Source organism: Micromonospora sp. DT4, assembly GCF_049841675.1.
Taxonomy (GTDB): Bacteria; Actinomycetota; Actinomycetes; order Mycobacteriales; family Micromonosporaceae; genus Micromonospora.
The window spans coordinates 87,142-108,144 of sequence record NZ_JBNCKT010000005.1 but is presented as its reverse complement, the minus strand read 5'-3'; the positions used below and the strand labels follow the sequence as shown (position 1 = coordinate 108,144).

Annotated in this window: 18 protein-coding genes and 1 pseudogene; 12 read left to right on the top strand and 7 right to left on the bottom strand. The window is 73.5% G+C overall.

Going from position 1 to position 21,003, the window contains the following annotated elements; genetic code table 11:
• Positions 1–8: 8 nt before the first annotated feature.
• Positions 9–170: a GntR family transcriptional regulator gene (locus tag ACLQ24_RS03710; protein ID WP_425889009.1), complete on the bottom strand. Its 162-nt coding sequence runs from the start codon at positions 168–170 to the stop codon at positions 9–11.
• A gap of 53 nt (positions 171–223) precedes the next feature.
• The gene (locus tag ACLQ24_RS03705) at positions 224–952 is read right to left on the bottom strand and encodes a hypothetical protein (RefSeq protein WP_425888979.1); all 729 of its coding nucleotides are present in this window, start codon (positions 950–952) and stop codon (positions 224–226) included.
• A gap of 231 nt (positions 953–1,183) precedes the next feature.
• On the opposite strand from ACLQ24_RS03705, the gene ACLQ24_RS03700 reads away from it, so the two are divergent.
• The 4 genes from ACLQ24_RS03700 (at position 1,184) to ACLQ24_RS03685 (ending at position 6,541) form a co-directional block, all read left to right on the top strand.
• Complete coding sequence (locus ACLQ24_RS03700; RefSeq protein WP_425888978.1) at positions 1,184–2,908, top strand: BTAD domain-containing putative transcriptional regulator; 1,725 nt, start codon at positions 1,184–1,186, stop codon at positions 2,906–2,908.
• Positions 2,909–2,964: 56 nt separating this feature from the next.
• On the top strand, positions 2,965–5,136 hold the full coding sequence (locus ACLQ24_RS03695; protein ID WP_425888977.1) for a DEAD/DEAH box helicase: 2,172 nt from the start codon (positions 2,965–2,967) through the stop codon (positions 5,134–5,136).
• 132 nt (positions 5,137–5,268) lie between these two features.
• A complete protein-coding gene (locus tag ACLQ24_RS03690) occupies positions 5,269–5,499 on the top strand; it encodes a heavy-metal-associated domain-containing protein (RefSeq protein ID WP_425888976.1) in 231 nt (76 codons plus the stop codon).
• A 37-nt stretch (positions 5,500–5,536) separates the two neighbouring features.
• The gene (locus ACLQ24_RS03685) at positions 5,537–6,541 is read left to right on the top strand and encodes a hypothetical protein (RefSeq protein ID WP_425888975.1); all 1,005 of its coding nucleotides are present in this window, start codon (positions 5,537–5,539) and stop codon (positions 6,539–6,541) included.
• A gap of 110 nt (positions 6,542–6,651) precedes the next feature.
• Here the strand turns inward: ACLQ24_RS03685 and ACLQ24_RS03680 are convergent, their stop codons facing one another.
• Positions 6,652–7,077 carry a helix-turn-helix domain-containing protein gene (locus tag ACLQ24_RS03680; protein WP_425888974.1) on the bottom strand — a complete coding sequence of 142 codons (426 nt, stop codon included), beginning with the start codon at positions 7,075–7,077 and terminating at the stop codon, positions 6,652–6,654.
• A 239-nt stretch (positions 7,078–7,316) separates the two neighbouring features.
• Between ACLQ24_RS03680 and ACLQ24_RS03675 the strand changes: the two genes are divergently transcribed.
• On the top strand, positions 7,317–7,757 hold the full coding sequence (locus ACLQ24_RS03675) for a hypothetical protein (RefSeq protein ID WP_425888973.1): 441 nt from the start codon (positions 7,317–7,319) through the stop codon (positions 7,755–7,757).
• A gap of 2 nt (positions 7,758–7,759) precedes the next feature.
• Here ACLQ24_RS03675 and ACLQ24_RS03670 read toward each other — a convergent pair whose 3' ends face one another.
• Together ACLQ24_RS03670 and ACLQ24_RS03665 are read right to left on the bottom strand one after the other, a co-directional pair.
• Positions 7,760–8,920, bottom strand: coding sequence for a class I SAM-dependent methyltransferase (locus ACLQ24_RS03670; RefSeq protein ID WP_425888972.1), 1,161 nt, complete (start codon positions 8,918–8,920; stop codon positions 7,760–7,762).
• A gap of 91 nt (positions 8,921–9,011) precedes the next feature.
• On the bottom strand, positions 9,012–10,709 hold the full coding sequence (locus ACLQ24_RS03665; RefSeq protein WP_425888971.1) for a DEAD/DEAH box helicase: 1,698 nt from the start codon (positions 10,707–10,709) through the stop codon (positions 9,012–9,014).
• Between the two features lie 257 nt (positions 10,710–10,966).
• On the opposite strand from ACLQ24_RS03665, the gene ACLQ24_RS03660 reads away from it, so the two are divergent.
• Complete coding sequence (locus tag ACLQ24_RS03660) at positions 10,967–11,200, top strand: hypothetical protein (protein ID WP_425888970.1); 234 nt, start codon at positions 10,967–10,969, stop codon at positions 11,198–11,200.
• A gap of 186 nt (positions 11,201–11,386) precedes the next feature.
• Here the strand turns inward: ACLQ24_RS03660 and ACLQ24_RS03655 are convergent, their stop codons facing one another.
• A complete protein-coding gene (locus ACLQ24_RS03655; protein WP_030329796.1) occupies positions 11,387–11,614 on the bottom strand; it encodes a DUF3107 domain-containing protein in 228 nt (75 codons plus the stop codon).
• Between the two features lie 62 nt (positions 11,615–11,676).
• Positions 11,677–12,315, bottom strand: a complete 639-nt coding sequence (locus ACLQ24_RS03650) for a TetR/AcrR family transcriptional regulator (RefSeq protein ID WP_355053367.1) — start codon at positions 12,313–12,315, stop codon at positions 11,677–11,679.
• A 1,527-nt stretch (positions 12,316–13,842) separates the two neighbouring features.
• Here ACLQ24_RS03650 and ACLQ24_RS03645 point away from each other — a divergent pair.
• The 6 genes and pseudogenes from ACLQ24_RS03645 to ACLQ24_RS03620 all read left to right on the top strand — a co-directional run bounded on the left by ACLQ24_RS03645 (position 13,843) and on the right by ACLQ24_RS03620 (position 21,003).
• Positions 13,843–15,858 (top strand): hypothetical protein, encoded by a 2,016-nt coding sequence (locus ACLQ24_RS03645; protein ID WP_425889008.1) that lies wholly within the window; start codon positions 13,843–13,845, stop codon positions 15,856–15,858.
• A gap of 23 nt (positions 15,859–15,881) precedes the next feature.
• Positions 15,882–16,856 (top strand): alpha/beta fold hydrolase, encoded by a 975-nt coding sequence (locus tag ACLQ24_RS03640; RefSeq protein ID WP_425888969.1) that lies wholly within the window; start codon positions 15,882–15,884, stop codon positions 16,854–16,856.
• A 5-nt stretch (positions 16,857–16,861) separates the two neighbouring features.
• A pseudogene (locus tag ACLQ24_RS03635) lies at positions 16,862–17,696 on the top strand (DUF3152 domain-containing protein).
• A 108-nt stretch (positions 17,697–17,804) separates the two neighbouring features.
• Positions 17,805–18,638 carry a DUF3152 domain-containing protein gene (locus tag ACLQ24_RS03630; RefSeq protein WP_425888968.1) on the top strand — a complete coding sequence of 278 codons (834 nt, stop codon included), beginning with the start codon at positions 17,805–17,807 and terminating at the stop codon, positions 18,636–18,638.
• Between the two features lie 108 nt (positions 18,639–18,746).
• A complete protein-coding gene (moeZ, locus tag ACLQ24_RS03625) occupies positions 18,747–19,928 on the top strand; it encodes an adenylyltransferase/sulfurtransferase MoeZ (RefSeq protein WP_425888967.1) in 1,182 nt (393 codons plus the stop codon).
• 187 nt (positions 19,929–20,115) lie between these two features.
• Positions 20,116–21,003 (top strand): prenyltransferase/squalene oxidase repeat-containing protein, encoded by an 888-nt coding sequence (locus ACLQ24_RS03620; protein ID WP_425889007.1) that lies wholly within the window; start codon positions 20,116–20,118, stop codon positions 21,001–21,003.

The window sequence follows — 21,003 nt, the reverse complement described above, 5'->3', positions numbered from 1 at the left end:
AGGCGGTGTCAGTGGCCGGGGTGCTCGGCGACGTAGGTGCCACGCCCCGGCTGGCCGGTGATCAGCTCACGGTCGTGCAACAGGGAGAGCGCCCGCGAAGCGGTGTTCGTGTCCGAGGCGTAGCTCTCGGCCAGCTCCCGAGTGGAGGGCAGCTTGTCGCCCGGCTTCAGCTCGCCGCTCCGGCGGCGGCCCCCCGTGTGGCCGCCGCCCTCTGCGTCGTGGGTCAGCCGTTCAGCAGGTCGTACGCCATTGCCGGGGCCTTCGTGGCGGCGGCGCCAGTCGGCACGGTGATCTTCGGCGCGCTGCCGTAGTCGGCGTACTTGACGACGTAGTCGTACGCCTTCGCCTTCCCGGCTGCCGGCATCTTCAGCGTCAGCGACGCCAGGTGCTTGTCCGCACCGACCACGGCCGTGAACGGCACCTTCTTGCCGGCCTCGCCGAGGGCCGCCGCCTCGCCGTCCTCCAGCGCCTTCGCCGCCTCCCCGGCGCTCACATCGATGAATCCGACGTACTGGCCGGGGCTCTTCTGCTCGACCGAGGTGGCCGCCTGGATCAGCGGACCCGCGTTGCCCTGGTCCACGCCGTCGTACGTCGGGATGCTCGCGGCATCGGTCAGCTTCGCGCGGTCCAGCTTCATCCACTTGTCGGGGAACTTCGGCAGTCCGGGACGGCCGCTGAACTTCGCCTTCACCCAGTTCTGGTCCTCGATCACCAGGAACGACATCTTCACCACGACGCCGTCGTCGGGCGGCATGACCATGTTGAGTTCGAACGCCTTCGCCGCCGGGTCGATCCGGCCGTCGATCGTGCTCGACGAGTCCTTGCCGCTGAACCGGAACGCCCCCTCCGTGCCGTCCGGGACGGCGTCGAGGAGCGCCTCCTTCGGACTGATACTCGGGCTGGCGGACGGGCTGCTCGGTGGCGCCGCGGCGGGCTCCTCTTCGGTCCGCAACCCGCGAGCAGGGTGGTCGCGGCCAGCACGGCGGCGGCCGTACCGACCGTCCGTCGGATGGTGCCGGCGGTGCCCGTTGCCTGTGTCATCGCATTTCTCTTTCTCGCTGCGTGGCTTCTGCCGACGAGGATGCTGCCGGCCGGCACGGCGGTTCGGCTGCCGATATGCTGCCGTCCGGCTGCCGGGCACTGCCGTCCGGCTGTCCTGGGGGTGTCAGGAGCGGAAACTCGCATGTCAGGCCAACTGCGTTTCGAGATTCTCGGGCCTCAGCGGGCCTGGTACGCCGACCAAGAGATCGACCTCGGTCCCGGTAAGCATCGGGCGGTGCTCGCCGTACTCCTGCTCGCCGCAGGCCGTCCGGTGTCCACCGGGCAGATCGTCGACGCGGTCTGGCCGGAGGAGCCGCCCGCGAACGGTCCCAACGTGGTACAGAAGTACGTGGCCGGGCTGCGCCGGGTGCTGGAACCGGACCGGTCCCCTCGTACGCCGGGACAGGTGCTCAGCCTGACCGACGCCGGCTACCTGCTGCGGGTGGATCCCGAGGCGGTGGACGCGGTCCGCTTCGAACGGGGTGTGCAGGCCGCCCGCCAGCGGCACGCGTCCGGGCTTGCGGAGCAGGCGCTGAGTGAGCTGGCGACCGCCCTGGACCTCTGGCACGGGGAGCCGTTCACCGGCTTCACCGGTCCGATCTTCGAGGCGGCCCGGCAGCGGCTGGTGGAGTTGCGGGCCGTGGCGTTGGAGACCCGGGCCGAGTTGAGGCTTGACCTCGGACGGCACCGCGAGACGGTCGGTGAGCTGGTGGAGCTGGTGGCCGAGTTTCCCGTCCGGGAACGGCTGCGACACCAGCTCATGCTCGCGCTCTACCGCAGCGGGCGGCAGGCCGAGGCGCTCGCCGCCTACCGGGAGTTCGGCGACCTGCTCCGCGAGGAGTACGGCATCGAGCCGGGCGAGGCGTTACAGGAACTGCACCGGCGCATCCTGCGCTCCGACCCGACCCTCGTGGTGGCGAAACCCACCGAACCGGAGATACCGCGGCCGGTGGCGGCCATGGTGCGCGAACCGGCAACGCCGGTGGTCGCACCCGCCGGTCTCGTCCCCACCCCACCGGCACCGGCACCGGCACCGGCACCGGCATCGCCGGCCGTCGTGTCAGCGCCGCCGCCGCTACTCCCGCCGCCGCTACTCCCGCTGCCTCCGCTACTCCCGCTGCCTCCGCTACTCCCGCCGCCTCCGGCAACCGCCAGGAAGCCCGCGCGGCGGCAGGCGCCGTACTGGGCGAGCAGGACCGTCACGATCCTCGGTACGGTGCTCGTCCTGCTCTCGTTCGGTTGCCTGACCTGGCTGGTGATCCTGGCGTACGCGGTCTGGCGGCGGAGTTGGCGCCTCGCGGTCGCAGGCGTCGGCTACCTGGCGCTGGTCGTCGTCGAGGTGACCATGCTCGACATGGAGAATCCGGACGCCGAGGTACCCGGCCCGGAGGCGGTGACATTCCTCGGTCTGGCCGTCATCACCTGGCTCGCCGGGGCGGTGCATGTGGTCCTGCTCAGCCGTGGGCTCTGGGAGGCGATCACCGGACGGCCGGACAGCGCCCGGGGTCGCGCGGACGAGGAGCGGCGCATCCGGCGGGAGCACGCCCGTTACCTGCTCTATCACTATCCGGCGGCCCGGGCCGAGTTGGGACTTGGCCGGCCCGAGCTGGCCCGCACCTTCGACGACGGTGGTCTGGTCGACATCAACGCGGTTCCCGAGCAGGTGCTCGCCACCCTGCCCGGGCTGACGCCCGAACAGGGCCGGCAGATCGTGGTGGACCGCTGGCTACGCGGCCCGTACGCCTCGATGGAGGAGCTCGCGGCGCGCTGCCTGCTGCCTCCGAGCGCGACCGAGCCCCTCCGCGACCTGTTGCTCTTCCTGCCCCCGGCGTCCCGGTCCGACGAAGCGCGAATGCACGGATCGTGATGGGAACCTCCCGCGCGGCCGGGGGTTCTGACGCACGGCGCTGGTAGAAATGCCGGATGGGCGACGAACGGGCGGCGGTACGGGAGCGGGCCGAGGCGGTGCTGCGCCGGCTGGCCGGTGAGCACGCCCGGCTGCGCGAGGACCAGTGGCGGGCCATCGAGGCGTTGGTCGTCGACCGGCGTCGGGTGCTCTGTGTGCAGCGCACCGGTTGGGGCAAGTCGGCGGTCTACTTCGTGGCCACCGCGCTGCTCCGCGACCGCGAGCAGGCCGACCGGCAGAGCGGCGTGGCCGACCGGCAGAGCGGCGTGGCCGACCAGGCCGGCCCGACAGTCATCGTGTCGCCGCTGCTGGCGCTCATGCGCAACCAGGTCGAGGCGGCGGCCCGCGCGGGCATCCGGGCCCGCACGATCAACTCGGCGAACCTCGACGAGTGGGACGAGATCACCGCCGAGATCCAGGCCGGCGCCGTGGACGTGCTGCTGATCAGCCCGGAACGCCTCAACAACCCCGACTTCCGCGACGGCGTGCTGCCCAAGCTGGCCGCGACCACCGGTCTGCTGGTGGTCGACGAGGCGCACTGCGTCTCCGACTGGGGGCACGACTTCCGGCCGGACTACCGGCGGCTGCGTACGTTCCTCGCCGAGCTGCCCGAGCGCACGCCCGTGCTCGCCACCACCGCCACCGCCAACGCCCGGGTCACCCAGGACGTCGCCGAGCAGTTGGGCGACGCGCTCGTCCTGCGCGGGACGCTGGACCGCGAGTCGCTGCGGCTCGGCGTCCTCGACCTGCCCAGCCCCGCACACCGACTGGCGTGGCTCGCCGACCACCTGGACGAGCTGCCCGGCTCCGGCATCGTCTACACGCTGACCGTTGCGGCAGCCGGAGAGGCCACCGAGTTCCTGCGCTCCCGGGGCTACCCGGTCGCGTCGTACACCGGCCAGGCCGACGACGCCGACCGGCGGGCCGCCGAGCAGGATCTGCTCGACAACAAGATCAAGGCTCTGGTGGCGACCAGCGCGCTCGGCATGGGCTTCGACAAGCCCGACCTGGGCTTCGTCGTCCACCTCGGCGCGCCGCCGTCGCCGATCGCGTACTACCAGCAGGTCGGCCGCGCCGGCCGCGCCGTCGAGCACGCCGAGGTGCTGCTGCTGCCCGGCGCGGAGGACGCCGCCATCTGGCGCTACTTCGCCTCGCTGGCGTTCCCACCGGAGCAGCAGGTCCGGGCCGTGCTGGCTGCCCTGCACACCGACCGGCCGCTCTCCACCCAGGCCCTCGAACCCCTTGTCGACCTGCGCCGGGCCCGCCTGGAGCTGATGCTCAAGGTGCTCGACGTGGACGGCGCGGTCCGCCGGGTGCGCGGTGGCTGGCTCGCCACCGGCGAGCCCTGGGTCTATGACGAGGCCCGGTTGCGCCGCGTCGCCGAGGCGCGCACCGTCGAGCAACAGGCCATGCGGGAGTACGCGTCGACGGGCGACTGCCGGATGCGGTATCTACGGGAACGCCTGGACGACATCGGGGCGGCCGACTGCGGCCGGTGCGACCGGTGCGCCGGCCCACTGTTCGCCGCCGACGTGTCGACGGCCGCGCTCACCGCCGCGCAGACGTTCCTGGGTCGGCCCGGCGTGGAGATCGCGCCCAAGAAGCTCTGGCCGACCGGGTTGGACGCGGTGGGCGTACCCCTCAAAGGCCGGATCGCCCCGACGGACCAGGCGCTGCCCGGCCGCGTGGTCGGCCGCCTCTCCGACCTGGGGTGGGGCGGTCGGTTGCGGGACCTGGTCGGCCCGGAGGCGCCCGACGCGCCGGTGCCGGACGACGTGGCCGGCGCGGTGGTCGAGGTGCTGAAGGCCTGGGCGCACGGCGACGACCCGTGGCCTCGCCGCCCGGTGGCGGTGGTCGCGGTCTCCTCCCGCCGCCGCCCCCGGCTGGTCGGCTCGCTGGCCGAGCGGATCGCCGCCGTGGGCCGGCTGCCGCTGCTCGGCGCGGTCGCCGCGACCGGCCCGGGCGGTCCCGGCGGGCCGCGCGGCAACAGTGCACAGCGGGTACGCGCGCTGCACGACGCCTTCGCCGTGCCGTCCGAGCTGGCCGACGCGCTGGCCGCGCTGGACGGTCCGGTGCTGCTCGTCGACGATCTGGTCGACTCGGGGTGGACGATGACGATGGTGGCCCGTGAACTGCGGCAGGCCGGCGCGCCCGATGTGCTGCCGCTCGCGCTCGCCGTGGCCGGCTGAGCCGCACCTGTCATCGCCGGGCACGCGGCGGCGGCCGCGGGCGGAGAGTTCCCGGGGCGGGCAGATTGCGACGGCCGCCACGCTGTCCCGGCGTCGACCGGAACCGGCCGGGCGCGGCGGTACGGTGGCGGGATGACCGACCAGCAGCTCGTCACCCGCGTGTACGCCGTCACCGGCATGACCTGCGCGCACTGCGTGAGTGCGGTCACCGACGAGCTGTCCGCGCTGCCCGGCGTGCGGCAGGTCAAGGTCGACCTGGCCACCGGCACCGCCACGGTGACCAGCGCCGCGCCGCTGCCCGACGACTCGGTGCGGGCGGCCGTCGACGAAGCCGGCTACGAGCTGGACGCCGGCGGTGCCTGACCAGGCTGGCGTGGCCGGGTCGGGCGGGGGTGCCGTCGTGTCGGACCAGGCTGGCGTGGCCGGGTCGGGCGGGGGTGCCGTCGTGTCGGACCAGGCCGCCGTCCCGGACCGTAGCGTTGTCGGCGTGCCGGACCGGAGCACGGTCCGGTTGGCGCTGGTGGTGGGCGGGCTGGTGCTCGCCGTCCTGCTCGGCTTCGGCCTAGGTCGCCTGAACGGCGGCACCAGCGCCGGCGGCGGCACCACCGGCGGCACGGCCCTGACCCCCGATCACACCCACCCGGCGGGCACGGCGGCACACGACCACGGGTCCGTCGCGGGCGCCGACCAGGGCGCGGCCACCGAGGCCGGTGGTCTGTCGGTCAGCTCGGGCGGATACACGCTCGTGCCACTGGCCACCGAGTTCCCGGCCGGACGCCCCGGGCAACTGCGCTTTCAGGTACGCGACGCGCAACGCCGGCCGGTCACCCGCTTCGCCGTCGTGCACGACAAGCCGATGCACGTCATCGTGGTCCGTCGGGACCTGACCGGCTACCAGCACCTGCATCCGATCATGACGCCGGACGGCACCTGGTCGGTGCCGGTGACTCTCGCACAGCCCGGTGTCTGGCGGGCGTACGCGGACTTCACGGCGGTCGCCGACAGCGGCGGCCAGAGCACCGCGACCCTCGGCGTGGACCTGGTCGTGCCGGGTTCGTACCAGCCGCGTCCGCTGCCCGCGCCGGCGACCTCGACGGCGGTGGACGGGTTCACGGCCGGCTACCAGGGCAGACCGCAGGCAGGGGTGACGGTGCCGCTGAACTTCCGGGTCGACGGCCCGGACGGTGGCGCGGTGCTGGAGCGCTACCTCGGCGCGTACGGGCACCTGGTGGCGCTGCGCGAGGGCGACCTCGGCTACCTGCACGTGCACCCCGAGCCCGAGTTGGCCGACGGCCAGGTCAAGTTCTGGCTGACGATCCCCGGTCCCGGCCGCTACCGCCTGTACCTGGACTTCCAGGTAGCCAGCAAGGTCCACACCGCCGAACTGACCCTGACCGTCCCGTAGCCCGCCCCCGCTGGGTTGATCATGAGGTTATTGCTGCTCGCGTCGGCGTGTCGCGGCGATAACCTCATGATCAACGCGCGCGGCAGGGGGGGTGGCCGGCGTAGCAGGGGTTAGCCGGCGCGGCGGGTGGGGCGGGTGGGGCGGCGGGCCAGGTAGCGGAGCAGGTCGCGGATGTGGTGCTTCTCCTCGGCCGGGACGGTGGGGTCGGCCAGCCGGTCCAGGATGGCGCGGACATCGGCGTCGACCGGGCCGTCGTCCCCGCGCCGTCGGGGCGCCGGGCCCGCGTCGGGCAGTCCGAGCGCGCGGAACGCGGCCGCCACCGGCAGGTCCAGCGCGGCGCAGAAGCCGCGTACCTTGGCCAGTTCGGGATAGTCCTGCCAGTCACCGGCGAGCCAACGAAACACGGTGGAGCGGCCCACGCCCGTGTGCGCGGCAAGATCGGTCACGGTCCACCCGCGCTCTTCGCGGGCGTCGTCGATGGCCCGCCGGACGAAGCGGGCGAACGCCATCTGCGGTGTTACGTCTGCGGAACCCATTCCGGTATGTCTTTCCCTCCCGGCCGAGCACTGGGAAGATGCGCCCCCGAGCGTAGTACGCCGAGGATCGGAAACCACTGACTGACCGCACAAACTGTCCCACGGATGAGACTCCACCTCGGGCAGTATTCGGACCGGTACCGAGCGATCATCATCGTTCGTCCACTAAGCTCGGTGCCCGTCCCGGCACGGCGCACGCGCGCCTGCCGCGTTCGCCTGGACCACCGCCGAGGAGCACCATGGCCGAATCGCGCCGTCCGCAGCCGTACCAGCCCGGTGCGGTGAGCCTCTTCTTCGTCGTCAAGGCTGGCGTCTTCGCCGTTGGGTTCTGGACCTGGCTGCTGGTCCTGGTGCTCCGTACCGATGCGGCGACCGGCGCCCACGTGCTGGCCGCCACCGGCGCGATCACCACCACGCTGGTCGCCGTGGTCCTGGGTGCGCGAATGGCGTTGCAGCACAACGCGGCCGTCCGGCACGCCGAGACGAAGAAACTGCTCGTCGACATCTCCTGGAACGCGTTCACCGCTGCCGGCAACGCCGACAGTTCGGGCAAGGTGGTGCCCTTCCCGAGCAGCCCGGTCGAGGACGACCGCGCGATGCGGCACATCGGGGACCGGGTGTCGGTCTTCGATCGTTCCGGCAGCCGGGACCGGGGCGGCAACACCGACCGCCGGCGCTAGCGCTACGACCGGCCGGCGGGCTGCTCGTCGGCGGCCAGCAGGGCCTCCAGCCGGGGCGTGACCTGCCACTGGTCGACAAGCTCGCGGTAGTCCGCGTGCCGCGGGTCGACGACGCCGGTGCGGCGGGCGCGGATCAGCAGGTTGCGGGGCGTGTGCTGGGAGTCGACGAACTCCACCACCTCGGTCCGGTACCCGTGCGCCCGCAGTAACCCGGCGCGCAGCGCGTCGGTGAGCACATCGGCGAAGCGCTCGCGCAGGATGCCCTGCCGCGTCAACAGCTCGTACGGTGCCGGGGCGGGCGCGGCGCGTAGCTGCTTGGCGAGATCGTGGTGACAGCAGGGCGCGGCGAGCACCCAGCGGGCCTGCCAGCGCACCGCGCGGGCCAGCGCCTCGTCGGTGGCGGTGTCACAGGCGTGCAGCGCCAGCACCAGGTCCGGAGAGGGGTCGACGACGGCCTCGGCGATCGTGCCGGCGACGAAGCTGACCTTGTCGGCCCAGCCCAGTCGCTGCGCCAGTTCGGTGTTGCGTCGGCGCTGGTCCTCCCGGACGTCCACGCCGACCAGCTCCACATCGAGCCCCCGGCTCGCCAGGTAACGGTAGGCGGCGAAGGTCAGGTAGGCGTTGCCGCAGCCCAGGTCGACCACCCGCAGCGGGCCGGTCAGATCGTCGGGCAGGGTCGCCGCCAAGGCGCGCAGGAACGCGTCGACCTGGCGACGTTTGGCCGCCGAGCCGCCGATCTCGGCGAAGATCGGGTCGCCCGGATCGAGCAGGTACTCCTTGGCCCGGTCGTTTCCGCCCGGCTTTGCCGCCGGTCGCGCCGTCGCCGCGCGGTGCACCTGCGCCTCGCCGGACTTGGTCACCCGTAGCTGGAGCGTCGCGTCGGCCGTCTCCACGTGCCAGTTGCCGAAGGGTTCGGCCAGCAGCTCGTCGACCGCCGCAGCGGCTTCAGGACCGGGGGCGACGTTGCGGGTGTACGGGCGTACGCCGTCGGAGGTGGCGATCTGCAGCCGCGTGCCCGCCTTGAGCGTCACCGGACGCAGCTCGGCCCGCACGACCGCAGGACGGTGTTTGCGGCGACGCCCGGCGGCGACCGCCCGGGTCAGCGCGGGATCGAGCAGCAGGTCACGGACCTCGGTGAGGGCGGCATCCAATGGTTCCGGCATCGTTCCATCTTCGGCAGGTGGGGTGGGGAGAAGCGACATCCCCCGTACCGCGCTCAGGCGGTGCGGGGGATGTCGGATGGCTCTCGTTGCGTCAGTCCGCGGTCGCCTCGGCCGGCGTACCCGCGCCGGAACCGCCACCACGACGGCGCCGGCGGCGGCGCGGCTTCGACGCCTCGCCCTCGGCGGCGTCGGCCGACTCGACCGGCGCTGCGTCGGCCGTGATCACAGCGGTCGGCTCACCGGTCACCGTCTCGCCGGCCCGGCGGCGACGCCGGCGGCGCGGGGTGCGGGTGCCCTCGTCGCCAGCGGCGTCCGCGGGTGCCTCGGCGGCCGGTGTGCCGGCGTCGGTGCGGTCCCGGCGACCGTCGCCCCGACCACGGCGCTCGCCCCGGCCCTCGCCCGGGCCCTCGCCGCGGCTCTCACCGCGTCGCGAGCCCCGGCCACCGCTGTCACCGCGGCGGGAGCGCGTCGTGCCGCCCAGGTCTTCCTCGATCTCGGCGGACAACCCGGCGCGCGTCCGCTCGGCGGTGGGCAGGGTGCCGCTGACCTCGGTCGAGACGTGCAGGTCGGTGTAGAGGTGCGGGGAGGTGTGGTACGTCTCCGGCGGCTCGGGCATCTCCAGACCGAGGGTCTTGTCGATGATCCGCCAGCGCGGCATGTCGTCCCAGTCGACGAAGGTCACCGCGACGCCGGTCGCCCCGGCCCGCCCGGTACGACCGATGCGGTGGGTGTAGGTGTCCTGGTCTTCCGGGCAGTCGTAGTTGATGACGTGGGTGACGCCGGTGACGTCCAGGCCCCGGGCCGCGACGTCGGTGGCGACCAGGATGTCGATCTTGCCGGCGCGGAAGGCACGCAGGGCCCGCTCCCGGGCGCCCTGGCCGAGGTCACCATGCACCGCGGCGACCGCGAAGCCACGGAAGTCGAGATCCTCGGCGACCCGGTCGGCGGCCCGCTTGGTGCGGGTGAAGATCATGGTCAGCCCACGCCCCTCGGCCTGGAGGATGCGCGCCACCACCTCGACCTTGTTCATCGAGTGGGTGCGGTAGACCAGCTGCTGGGTCTGCGGCGACGGCCCGGTCTCGGCGGTGTGCCCGGCGTGGATCGTCATCGGCTGGCGCAGGAAGCGCCGGGACAGCGTGACGATCGGGTCCGGCATGGTCGCCGAGAAGAGCATCGTCTGCCGGTCCTCGGGGAGCATCGCCAGGATCTTCTCGACGTCGTCGAGGAAACCCAGGTCGAGCATGCGGTCGGCTTCGTCGAGGACGAGCGCGTGCACCCGGTCGAGGCGCAGGTGCTTCTGCTTCTGGAGGTCCATCAGTCGGCCGGGAGTGCCGACCAGGATTTCGACGCCCTTGCGCAGCGCGTCGATCTGCGGCTCGTACGCCACGCCGCCGTAGATCGGCAGTACGCGGACACCGCGCGTCCGGCCGGCGGCGGCCAGATCCTTGGCGACCTGGATGCCCAGCTCACGGGTGGGGACGACGACCAGCGCCTGGGGGACGCCGTCGCTGCCCTCGCTCGGTGCGAAGACCCGCTCCAGCAGCGGTACGCCGAAGCCGAGGGTCTTGCCGGTGCCGGTGGGCGCCTGGCCGATGAGGTCGACGCCGCGCAGCGCGATCGGGATCGCGTACTCCTGGATGGCGAACGCGCGGGTGATGCCGGCCGCGGCCAGCGCCTCGACGGTCTCCTCGCGGGCGCCGAGGGCGGCGAAGGTGGGTGCCTCCGGTCGGACCGGGGCGGTGGGGGCCAGTTCCTGGCCGTCCATCAGATCTTGAGTCAGCTCGCTCATGTGGATGTGGGGGTGCCCTCTCGTGGGTGCGCCCCGTCATGTCCTCAGGGCGCGGTCGGTATGACGCGGGCCACACGGTCGGGGGCAGACTGCCGAGCCGGACCGGGCCGCACGCGCGCCGCGGGCTGAACGTCGATCAGATCGGCGCCCACGGCAACTGCTCTATGCTACCCGAACAGGTAAGTGAACGTCCCGATTCCCGGTCGGCCAGCCGCCACGCGGGGCAACCGATTGTGACCTGCCTCACATGCGACGCGGTGGACGAGCCCGACTGGGCGCTGGTGCTCGACGTGCTGCACGACTCTCGGTACGCGGAATTCGCCGTCGTCGAGATCCGGGTGACCGTCGCCGTGGTCGAGATCCGGGTGACCGTCGCCGTGGTCGAGATCCGGGTGACCGTCGCCGACGACCCGGGTGGCCGGCCGGCTCTCCACGTGAGCCCGGCGGCTGGTCGGCGAGGCGCTGTCCCGAGCCGGTCGCGTCGCCGCTGAACGCGCCACCCGCACCGCGTTGATCGTGCAGGACGGCCGGCGGGACTCTTCATACGGCTCAGCGCGCACACCGCGCGAATGGCCGCTGTCGGGCTGAACAACTGAGCGCCCATCCCTCGGACGCGGTACGCGGTGCCGGCCTGCGGCAGGTGGCCCGACGCCGACCTGCCGCAGCGGCCGGACCGGTCAGCGGACGGTGAAACCGACCGCTCGGGGGGACGCCTCGGCGATCTCGACGTAGGCGACCTTCTCGACCGGAACGATGACCCGCCGGCCCTTCTCGTCGGTCAGGGAGAGCGTGCCGCCGTTACCGGCGAAGGCGTCGGTCACGATCTGCTCGATCTCGGCCGGCGACTGCGCGCTGTCCAGAACCAGCTCGCGCGGCGCGTACTGCACGCCGATCTTGACCTCCACTGTGCCTCCTCAACTGGGGCGATAACCGCCCTGCGAAGGCTATCCGATCACGGGGGCGGCGGTCAGGCTGACTCACCTTGCAGCGGGAAGCTCGCGATGCCCCGCCACGACAGCGCCGCGACCAGCGCCTCGGCCTCGGCCTTCGGTACCTGCCGGCCGCCGGCCAGCCAGAACTGCGCGGCCGTCTCCGCCGCGCCGACCAGCCCGGAGGCGAGCAGTTCGGCGTGCGACCGGCTCACGCCGGTGTCGGAGATGATGGTGTCGGTGATCGCCGCGATGCAGCCCTGCTCGACCCGCTCGACCCGCTGCCGTACCGCCGGGTCGTTGCGCAGGTCCGACTCGAAGACGAGGCGGAACGCCTCGCTCTCGTGGTCGACGAAGTCGAAGTACGCGCGCACTGAGGCGCTGACCCGTTCCTTGTTGTCGCTGGTGCCCCGCATCGCCTCCTGCACCTGGGCGACGATGGCGTCACAGTGGGTGTCCAACAGTGCCAGGTAGAGATCCATCTTCCCGGGGAAGTGTTGGTAGAGCACCGGCTTGGAGACCCCGGCCCGCTCGGCGATGTCGTCCATCGCCGCAGCGTGGTAGCCCTGCGCGACGAACACCTCCTGCGCCGCCGCGAGCAGCTGTTTGCGACGCGCCGAGCGGGGCAGGCGCGTGGGCCTGCCAGCGGTCTGTGCGCCGTTCCCCACAGCGGTCATGGGATCCTCCGAGTTCTCCGTACGAGCCGGCATTTTCCCCCCAGACCGGGGCGGCCCCCGACCGCGTCGTGGAATTGGCCCGCCGCTGTAACTTATCGCCACTCTCCCCACACGGTAGCCTCAGCGAGGGCGACCAAGGAGCGCGCGGTGAGTGAAACAGGGCAACCCGGAGCCGCCACCCCGGGAGAGCACGGTGACGGAGCGGGTCAGCACGACGACCCGGGCCGTTCCAGCGGCGGGTGGGCGCCCTCGACGGGCGGGTGGTCCCCGTCCGGCGAGCGCGAAACGGTCGGGGAACAGGCGCCACGATGGCAGCCCGCGTCCGCCTGGCGCACCGCCTCCACGAGGCACGGTGACCTGCCGGTCCCTCTAGCCGGACTGAACGGGGACTCCGAGCGGCAGGCCCGGGTCAACGGCAACCACACCAACGGCGTCCACCATGCCGAGGTCGACGGTGACGGCGAGGTCAGCGGGGTCCACCACGAGGACGCTGAGGTGCTCGGCGTCGGGTCGTCGTCCGGTCGCCAGACGCCGGTGAGCGCGCCCCCGGGGCGGACCGCCGAAGACCGGCCCGACCTGGGTGCCGGTCGCCTCGCGGTGCCGGCCCAGCGCCCCGCGCCGCCCACGGAACAGGGGTCGGGGGATGCCGACGCCGGCCGGGCCCGGCACCTGACCGCCGACCCCGCCGCGCCGCACGGCGCCCGCTGGGCCGAGCCCGGTGTGCCCGGCACGGCGTCCATCCAGGTGCCGCCCGTCGGCACGGCCGCCTCAGGCTTCGAGGTGCCATCCGGCCTCCGCGCGCCCACCGGCGACCGGTCGGCCGTCGACGACCCGCCGGCCGTGCCGCGCACCCGGCCGGAAGCCCTCGCGCCGGAGGCGTCTGCCGAGTCGGGACGCGGCGACGACCCCGAGCCGGAGCGCCCCGCCGGGGACGCGCGCCGCGCCGGCGAGTCCTCCTCCATCGAGCCGGACTGGTCCGGGCCCAGCTGGAACCGTCCGAGCTGGGGCAGCGGGTGGGCGCCACCCTGGTCCCGTCAGGACGGCGAGCCGGCCGACCGGTCGACGCGGGACGAGTCCGTGCCGGGTTGGGTCGCCGAGCCCAGCGTGCCGTACGAGCCGGTGCGTGCCGAGCCGACCCGCCCGTACGAGCCGCTGTCCGCCGAGCCGACCCACCCGTATGACGCCGAGCCGACCCACCCGTACGACGCCGCCCCCGATGCCGAAGCGGCCCCCGATCGCGACCGGCCCATGCGCCCGTCCTGGGCCGGTGAGCGTCCGGTCCCGACCCCGACCAGCGGGCCGCCGGAAGCCTCCCGGCCCGAGCCGGCCGAGCGGCCCTCCTGGGCGGGCGGGCCGACGCCCGAGCCGGCCGAGCGGCCCTCCTGGGCGGGCGGGCCGACGCCCGAGCCGGCCGGCGCGCTTCCCGCGGCCCGACCGTCGTGGGCCGCGCCGGCCTCGACCGGCGCGCCGACCGACCCGTCACCCCGCGCGGGTGGCGCGGACCCCGCCCCGACCAGCGGCCCGCCCGTGCCCCTGCGCGCCGCGCCGCCGGCTGTCGAGCGTCCGTCCTGGGCGGGGGGTTCGGCGCCGACCAGTGGTCCGCCGGCCGTCGAGCGGCCGTCCTGGGCCGGTCCGGCATCGGCCCTCCCGCCGCCGCGCCCCTCCTGGGCCGGCGAGTCGGCCCCCGCGCCGACCAGCTTCCCGCCGTCGCGCCCGTCCTGGGCCGGCGACCCGGCCTCCGGCGGCACGCCTGCGAGTCCGCACCCGTCCTGGGCTGGCCCGGTCGATCCGTCAACGCCGGTCGATCCGCCACCGGCGCCCGCCGGCCCACCAGCGAAGGTGGCGGATGCGCCGCCGCAGGTCACGCCGTCACCAGCGGCACCGGTGCGTCCGGCGGCCGAGCCGCCCTCCTGGGCCGGTGGCTCGCCACCACCCGTGGCGAACGCGGCCACCGAGCGACCCGACTGGTCCGAGGGGCGCATCCCGGCAGCCGGGCCGTCCGATCGCCCGTCCTGGCCGGCCACCCGGCCGGCGAGCCCCGATCGATCGAGCGACGCCGGCGAGTCGACCGGCCCGGTCCGGCCAACCGGGCCGTTCCGGCTCCGGCCGGCGACCCCCGAGCCGCCTGACCCTTCGACCGCCGGGCCGGCCCGTACCGCCCCGACGGCGGCCGGTCCCTCCACCGCCGGCACCCCACCCCACTCGGCCGGTCCGGCCTCCGCCACCGGCGGTCCCGGCCGCCACGACCGGCCGTCACCCGCGTCCGCCCCTCCCTACGCGGCGCGCCGATCCGCCCCCGACCCGGGGTCGCCGGCCGACCCCGCCGCCAGCGGTCGACGGCCCGACACGCCGGCGGTGCTGCCGCAGCGCGTCCCCGCAGAACCGGACGTGCCCGTTGTGCCGGAGCCGCCAGCCGTGGAGCCACCCGCCGAAACCCCCGAGCTCGCTCGCATCGCCACCCACCTGCGCCGCGACGACGAGCCCGCTCCGTTGCGGGAGCGTCCCGAGGGATTCGACGTCAATGCCATCCTGGACGCGGTCCGGGAGGTGGCCGGCGTCCGGGACGCGGCGCTGCGCCGTACCCCGGCGGGTGCGCACAGCCTCCGGCTGGACCTGGCTGACGGCGCGGATCCGGCCGAGGTGAGTCGACAGGTCGCCCGGCTGCTCCAGGAACGGATGGGCCTCGCCGCCGCCCCGCAGAACGTGCCCGGCCTGCCCACCACGCCGGTGCCGCCGCCGGTCCGTCGCCGCGCCGGCGAGCCGCGCTCCGCCGAACCCCGACCGGCCGGCGCGAAATCCGCCAACGCGCGCTCCGCCGAGGCCCGACCCGCCGAACCGCGCAACACCGGCGCGGAGTCGCGCGCCGCCGAGGCGCCCACGATCGGACGATCCGGTGGGGGCTCCGCGGAGGCCGTACCGGCGGGCCCCGAGCGGTGGACCGGCTCGGATGCCGCACGTCCGCGGCGCACGGCCGCCCCGCACCGGGGCCGTGCCACGGTCGAGGAGCCCGGTTCGGTCTCGGGCGTACCCGCTGGCGGAGCCACCGGCAGCCCGGCGACGGTCGGTACGTCGTACTCCGGTGGTCAGGTGACCACGACGGAGTCGGCACCCTCCCGACCTCTGGACACCGGCGGCGCGCCGGGTCCGCGCGTGGTCATCGACCACGTGCAGGTCAGCACCCTCGGTCTGGACGCCAACGTGGAGGTGCGGCTGCTGGCCGGCGACGACAACGCCGCCGGGTACGCGACCGGGCCGGCGGTGGACGGTTACGTGCTGCGTCTCTGCGCGGTGGCCGCGGCCGCCGCCGTGGACGAGCTGCTGCGCGGCGGAGAGAACGCCGAGCGTGGTCGCTGCTTCGTGGAGCACGCGGCCGTGGTGCCGTTCGGCAACTGCGAGGTGGCCACCGTGGTGGTGCTGCTGGTGTGCGACGGCTGGGTCGAGCAGCTCGTCGGCTCGGCCCTGGTGGCCGGCGACCCGCGGCAGGCCGTGGTCCGGGCCACGCTGGCGGCGGTCAACCGTCGGCTGGAGGCGCTGCTGTCCTGAGTGGTGCGAGGCAGACTGGGAGGATGAAGCGCGCCACCCTCTGGCCGGACCATCTCCTTCGCGACACCGGTGTGCCGCCGCCGTGGCCGGGCCGGGAGGTCAGCCTCGACGGCACTGTCACGTACGTGCGGGACACCCCGGCGACGGCGGTGGACGCGGAGCCGGCGCTGTTCGTGCACGGGCTCGGTGGTTCGTCGCAGAACTGGACCGACCTGGCCGGGTTGCTCGCCGACCGGTTGGCCGGCCAGGCCATCGACCTGCCCGGGTTCGGTCGCAGCGAGCCGGGCCGGCGCTACACGATCCCGGCCTTCGCCGACCTGGTCATCCGGTGGATCGAGCACTCCGGCCGGGGACCGGTCCACCTGCTCGGCAACTCGCTGGGTGGCGCGGTCTCGGTCCAGGTGGCGGGGCTGCGTCCGGACCTGGTCCGTACCCTCACCCTGATCTCTCCGGCGCTGCCGTTCCTGGACTTCCGGCGGTCGTTGCAGGGCAGGATGCTGCCGGTCCTGGCCATTCCGGGGGGTGAACGGCTGGTCGCCCGGCGGCTCACCCAGCTCGCCCCGGAGGTGATGGCCGAGCAGGTGCTGGAGGCGTGCGTCGCCGATCTGAGCCGCATCTGCGCGCAGCGCCGGGCCGAGGCGTTGGAGGAGATCCGGGTGCGGTACGAGGCGGAGCACTACGCGGCCGCGTACGTCCGGACGTTCCGGGGCCTGGTCTCCAGCTTTCTGCGGGCGTACCTGCCGGGGCCGGGTTCGCTGTGGCGACTCGCCAGCGCGGTCCGCGCGCCGACGCTGGTGGTGGGGGGCCGGCAGGACCGGCTGGTCGACGTCCGGGTCGCACCGCAGACCGCCCGGGCCATCCCGGACAGCCGCCTGCTCATGCTCGACGGTGTCGGTCACGTGGCGCAGCTGGAGGTTCCCCGGCTGGTCGCCCGTGCGGTGGTCGGCCTGCTCACCGAAAAGGAGGAGACCGTTCGGCCGTCCGATCTGGCAGGCTGACCAGGATGTTCAGGTCTGCTCGCCGCCACCGACGCCTCCCACTGATCGCCCAGCTCGTGGCGGTGGGGCTGGCTGTCGGCGTGGCGGTCACCGTGCTCGCCGAGGGGCAGGGCGAACCGCCGGATCGGCTCACGGCCGGGGAGGTCGGTCCACCGCCGCTGTTGTCGGGACCGCAACCGCCGTCGTTGGACGCGTCGCCGAGCGCCACGGTGGCGGCGTCGCCGAGCCCGTCGCCGGTGCTGCGGATGCCCGGTGCGGTCCCGACCGCAGGGACCGGCCAGTTCGGTCACGACGACCGCTCCGGCCCGGTCCTGGGCCGCGCGGGCGAACTGCGTCGCTACCGGGTGGCGGTCGAGTCGGGCAGCAACGAGGACGTCGCCGCGTTCGCCCAGGCCGTCCAGGTGGCGCTCACCGGGCCGGGTAGCTGGGTCGACAGCGGTCGGCTGCGGTTGCAACAGGTGCCGGGGGACGCTCCCCGGGACTTCACCGTCTACCTGGCGACCGACGGCGGGCTGGATGTGCGCTGCGGGTGGCGTGGACATCCGGGTCGACGGGCGGCCGTACACCTCCTGCCGTGCGCCGGGTCAGGTGATCATCAACCTGGACCGGTGGCGGTTGTCGGTGCCGCACTACGTCTCGGCGCGCGTGCCGCTGTCGGTCTACCGGACGTACGTGGTCAACCACGAGGTCGGCCACCAGCTCGGGCACCACCACGAGCGCTGCCCGGGGGCGGGACGGCCGGCGCCGGTGATGATGCAGCAGACGCTCTTCCTCAACGGGTGCCGGGTCAACCCGTGGCCGTACGTCGACGGCCGGCGCTACGCAGGGCCGGCGCTCTGAGACAACCGGCTTGACGTATTGCGGCAATAGCTTGACGTATTGCGGCAATAGAAGGCAATAGAAGGCAAAAGCGGAGAATTGCCCGAATAATCTGGCAGGCTGGACGTCATGACGCCGTCGTCCCCTTACGGCCCGCCCGACCCTCCCGACCCGTTGGAGGGTTCGGCGTACGAGGGCGCGCGTCCCACGCTCGTGCGGATGCGCCGACGCCGCCGCCGCAGTCTGCTGTTCGGCGGCCTGCTCGTCCTCACCGCAGCCGTCGGCGTGACCGTGGCGCGGGGTGGCGAACCGCCGACGGACGCGCCGCCCACCCCGACCCAGGGCGGCATGGGCGTGGGCGGTGGGGAGGCCCAACCGGCGCCGCCCAGCGACTACCCGTCGGTCGGCGCGGGACGGTTCACCGCCGCCGACGGAGGGACCGCCGTGCACGGCGAGGACGGGCCGCTGCGGCGTTACCGCGTCGTGGTCGAGCGCGACAGCGGTCAGGACGCCGACGCGTTCGCTCAGCGGGTGGACGAGGTGCTGGCCGACCCGCGTAGCTGGATCGCCTCCGGCGAGCTGCGGGTGCAACGGGTGGCCGACGTCCGGGCCGCCGACTTCACCATCTACCTCGCCACCCCGGTCACGTCCGAGCGGATGTGCGCCGAGGGCGGGCTGACCACCGAGCGCTACACCTCCTGCCGGCTGCCCGGCCGGGTCATCATCAACCTGGCCCGCTGGCAGGAGGCGGTGCCCGACTACGGCGCGCCGCTGGAGACGTACCGCACCTACGTCATCAACCACGAGGTCGGCCACGAGTTCGGCGCCGAGCACGAGGCATGTCCCGGCCCGGGGGAGCCGGCCCCGGTGATGCAGCAGCAGACGTACGGGTTGCGCGGCTGTGTGGCCAACGCCTGGCCCTATCTCGACGGCCGTCGCTACGCGGGCGACATCGTCCCCTGAGTTATTCCCGCTCCCGCATCGCGGACCACGTGTCCTCCCTCATGGCCGAGCGGGGCCCCGGCGAGCAACAATGGCGCGGTTCACACCGCCGATCCCGGGGAGTCCACCGTGTCGTTGCCCCCGCTCGTCGAGCCCGCCGCCGAGCTGACAGTTGACGAGATCCGCCGCTACTCACGCCACCTGATCATCCCGGACGTCGGGGTGGCTGGTCAGAAGCGGCTGAAGAACGCCCGGGTGCTCTGCGTCGGCGCCGGTGGCCTCGGCTCCCCGGCCCTGTTGTACCTGGCCGCTGCCGGGGTCGGCACGCTCGGCATCATCGACTTCGACACCGTCGACGAGTCCAACCTCCAGCGCCAGGTCATCCACGGCGTGTCCGACGTGGGCCGCTCCAAGGCCGAGTCCGCCGCCGCGTCGATCCGCGAGATCAACCCGCTGGTCAACGTGGAGATCCACAACACCGCGTTGGACCGGGAGAACGTCCGCGAGATCTTCGCCCAGTACGACCTGATCGTCGACGGCACCGACAACTTCGCCACCCGCTACATGGTCAACGACGCGGCGGTGCTGCTCGGCAAGCCGTACGTCTGGGGTTCGATCTACCGCTTCGACGGTCAGGCGTCCGTGTTCTGGGCCGAGCACGGCCCCTGCTACCGGTGCCTCTACCCGGAGCCGCCGCCGCCCGGCATGGTCCCCTCCTGCGCCGAGGGTGGCGTGCTCGGCGTGCTCTGCGCGTCGATCGGGTCGATCCAGGTGAACGAGGCGATCAAGCTGCTCACCGGCATCGGCGAGCCCCTGGTCGGCCGGCTGATGGTCTACGACGCCCTGGAGATGGAGTACCGCAAGATCAAGGTCCGGAAGGACCCGAACTGCGTGCTCTGCGGTGAGAACCCGACCGTCACCGACCTGCTCGAGGACTACGAGGACTTCTGCGGCGCGGTCTCGGTCGAGGCCCAGGAGGCGACGCTCGACTCGACCATCACCGCCCTGGAGCTGAAGGAGTGGCAGGACGCCGGCAAGGACATCTTCCTCGTCGACGTGCGGGAGCCGGCCGAGTACGAGATCGTGCGCATCCCCGGCGCCACCCTGATCCCCAAGGGCGACATCATCTCCGGCGAGGCCCTCGCGAAGCTGCCGCAGGACCGGCAGATCGTGCTGCACTGCAAGTCCGGTGTCCGCTCCGCCGAGGCGCTGGCCGCGCTCAAGGCGGCCGGATTCAAGGACGCCGTACACGTGCAGGGCGGCGTGCTCTCCTGGATCAAGCAGATCGACCCGTCACTGCCCGCGTACTGACCCAGAGCCCGCGTACTGACCCAGAGCCCGCGTACTGACCCAGAGCCCGCGTACTGACCGGCCCGTCAGCGACGCATTTCAGCGCGCCCCGGCGGGCCGGCCTCGCACACGGCCGGCTCGGCACCGGCTAAATCGACGCAGCTGAACCCGTACGGCGTTCTCCACGAAGCGACGCAGCCATTTCCGGCTGGCCGATTCCCCGAAGCGGGATCGCGTCTGCGCAGGTAGCGTCTCCGCCGTGGTCGACTTGGAAGCGGCGATCGGGTTCGTCGTAGCGCACGGGGACGCGGTGGAACGCGCGCGCCTCTCCTGGCTGCGCAACGGCACGCCGGCACCGCCCGAGCTGTTGGACGCGGCCGAGGTCGGCCAGTCGCCCGACGGTGGCTGGCCGGCAACCTGGGGCGGTGAGGTCGCCTCGGTCGACGCCACCTGTTTCCGGCTCGTCGAGCTGGACGACCTCGGCGCGCTGGGTCGTCCCGCCGCCCGCCGGGCACTGGACTGGTTGGCGTCCCGCCAGCAGGCCGACGGTGGCTGGGACGAGGACCTCTCGCTGGCCGGCTCGGCGCCCGAGTGGGCCCGACCCGGCGACCCCGAGGCCAAACTCTTCCTCACCGCCAACGCCGGCTTCTGGCTCACCGTCGCCGGTCTGGACGCCCGCGCCTCGGGTCCGCTCGACCACCGGGTCGGTGGGGCGTACGCCGGTGTGGTGCAGGCCGCGGCCCAGTCGATCGTCGCGCGGCTGCGCCCGGACGGGAGCTGGCCGTCATTCCTCGCCGCCGGCTGGCTGAGCGCGGCCGTACTGCACCGCCAGGACATGTTCCAGGAGTCGGCGCGAATCCAGGTGGTGCTCGCCGAACGGATGGCCACGATGTCGGCGGGCGACGTGGCGTGGCTGGCCGCCACGCTGCGCCGGGTTGGCATCGACGCCCACGACTGGGTCATGACGCGTGCCCTGCGGCGGCTCGCCGAGACCCAGCGCAGCGACGGAGGGTGGGAGAGCGACGACGGCCACCAGTTCGACGTGCACTCCACGCTGTCCGCCATCCGGGCCTGCCGTCCGTCGCCGGCCACCTGA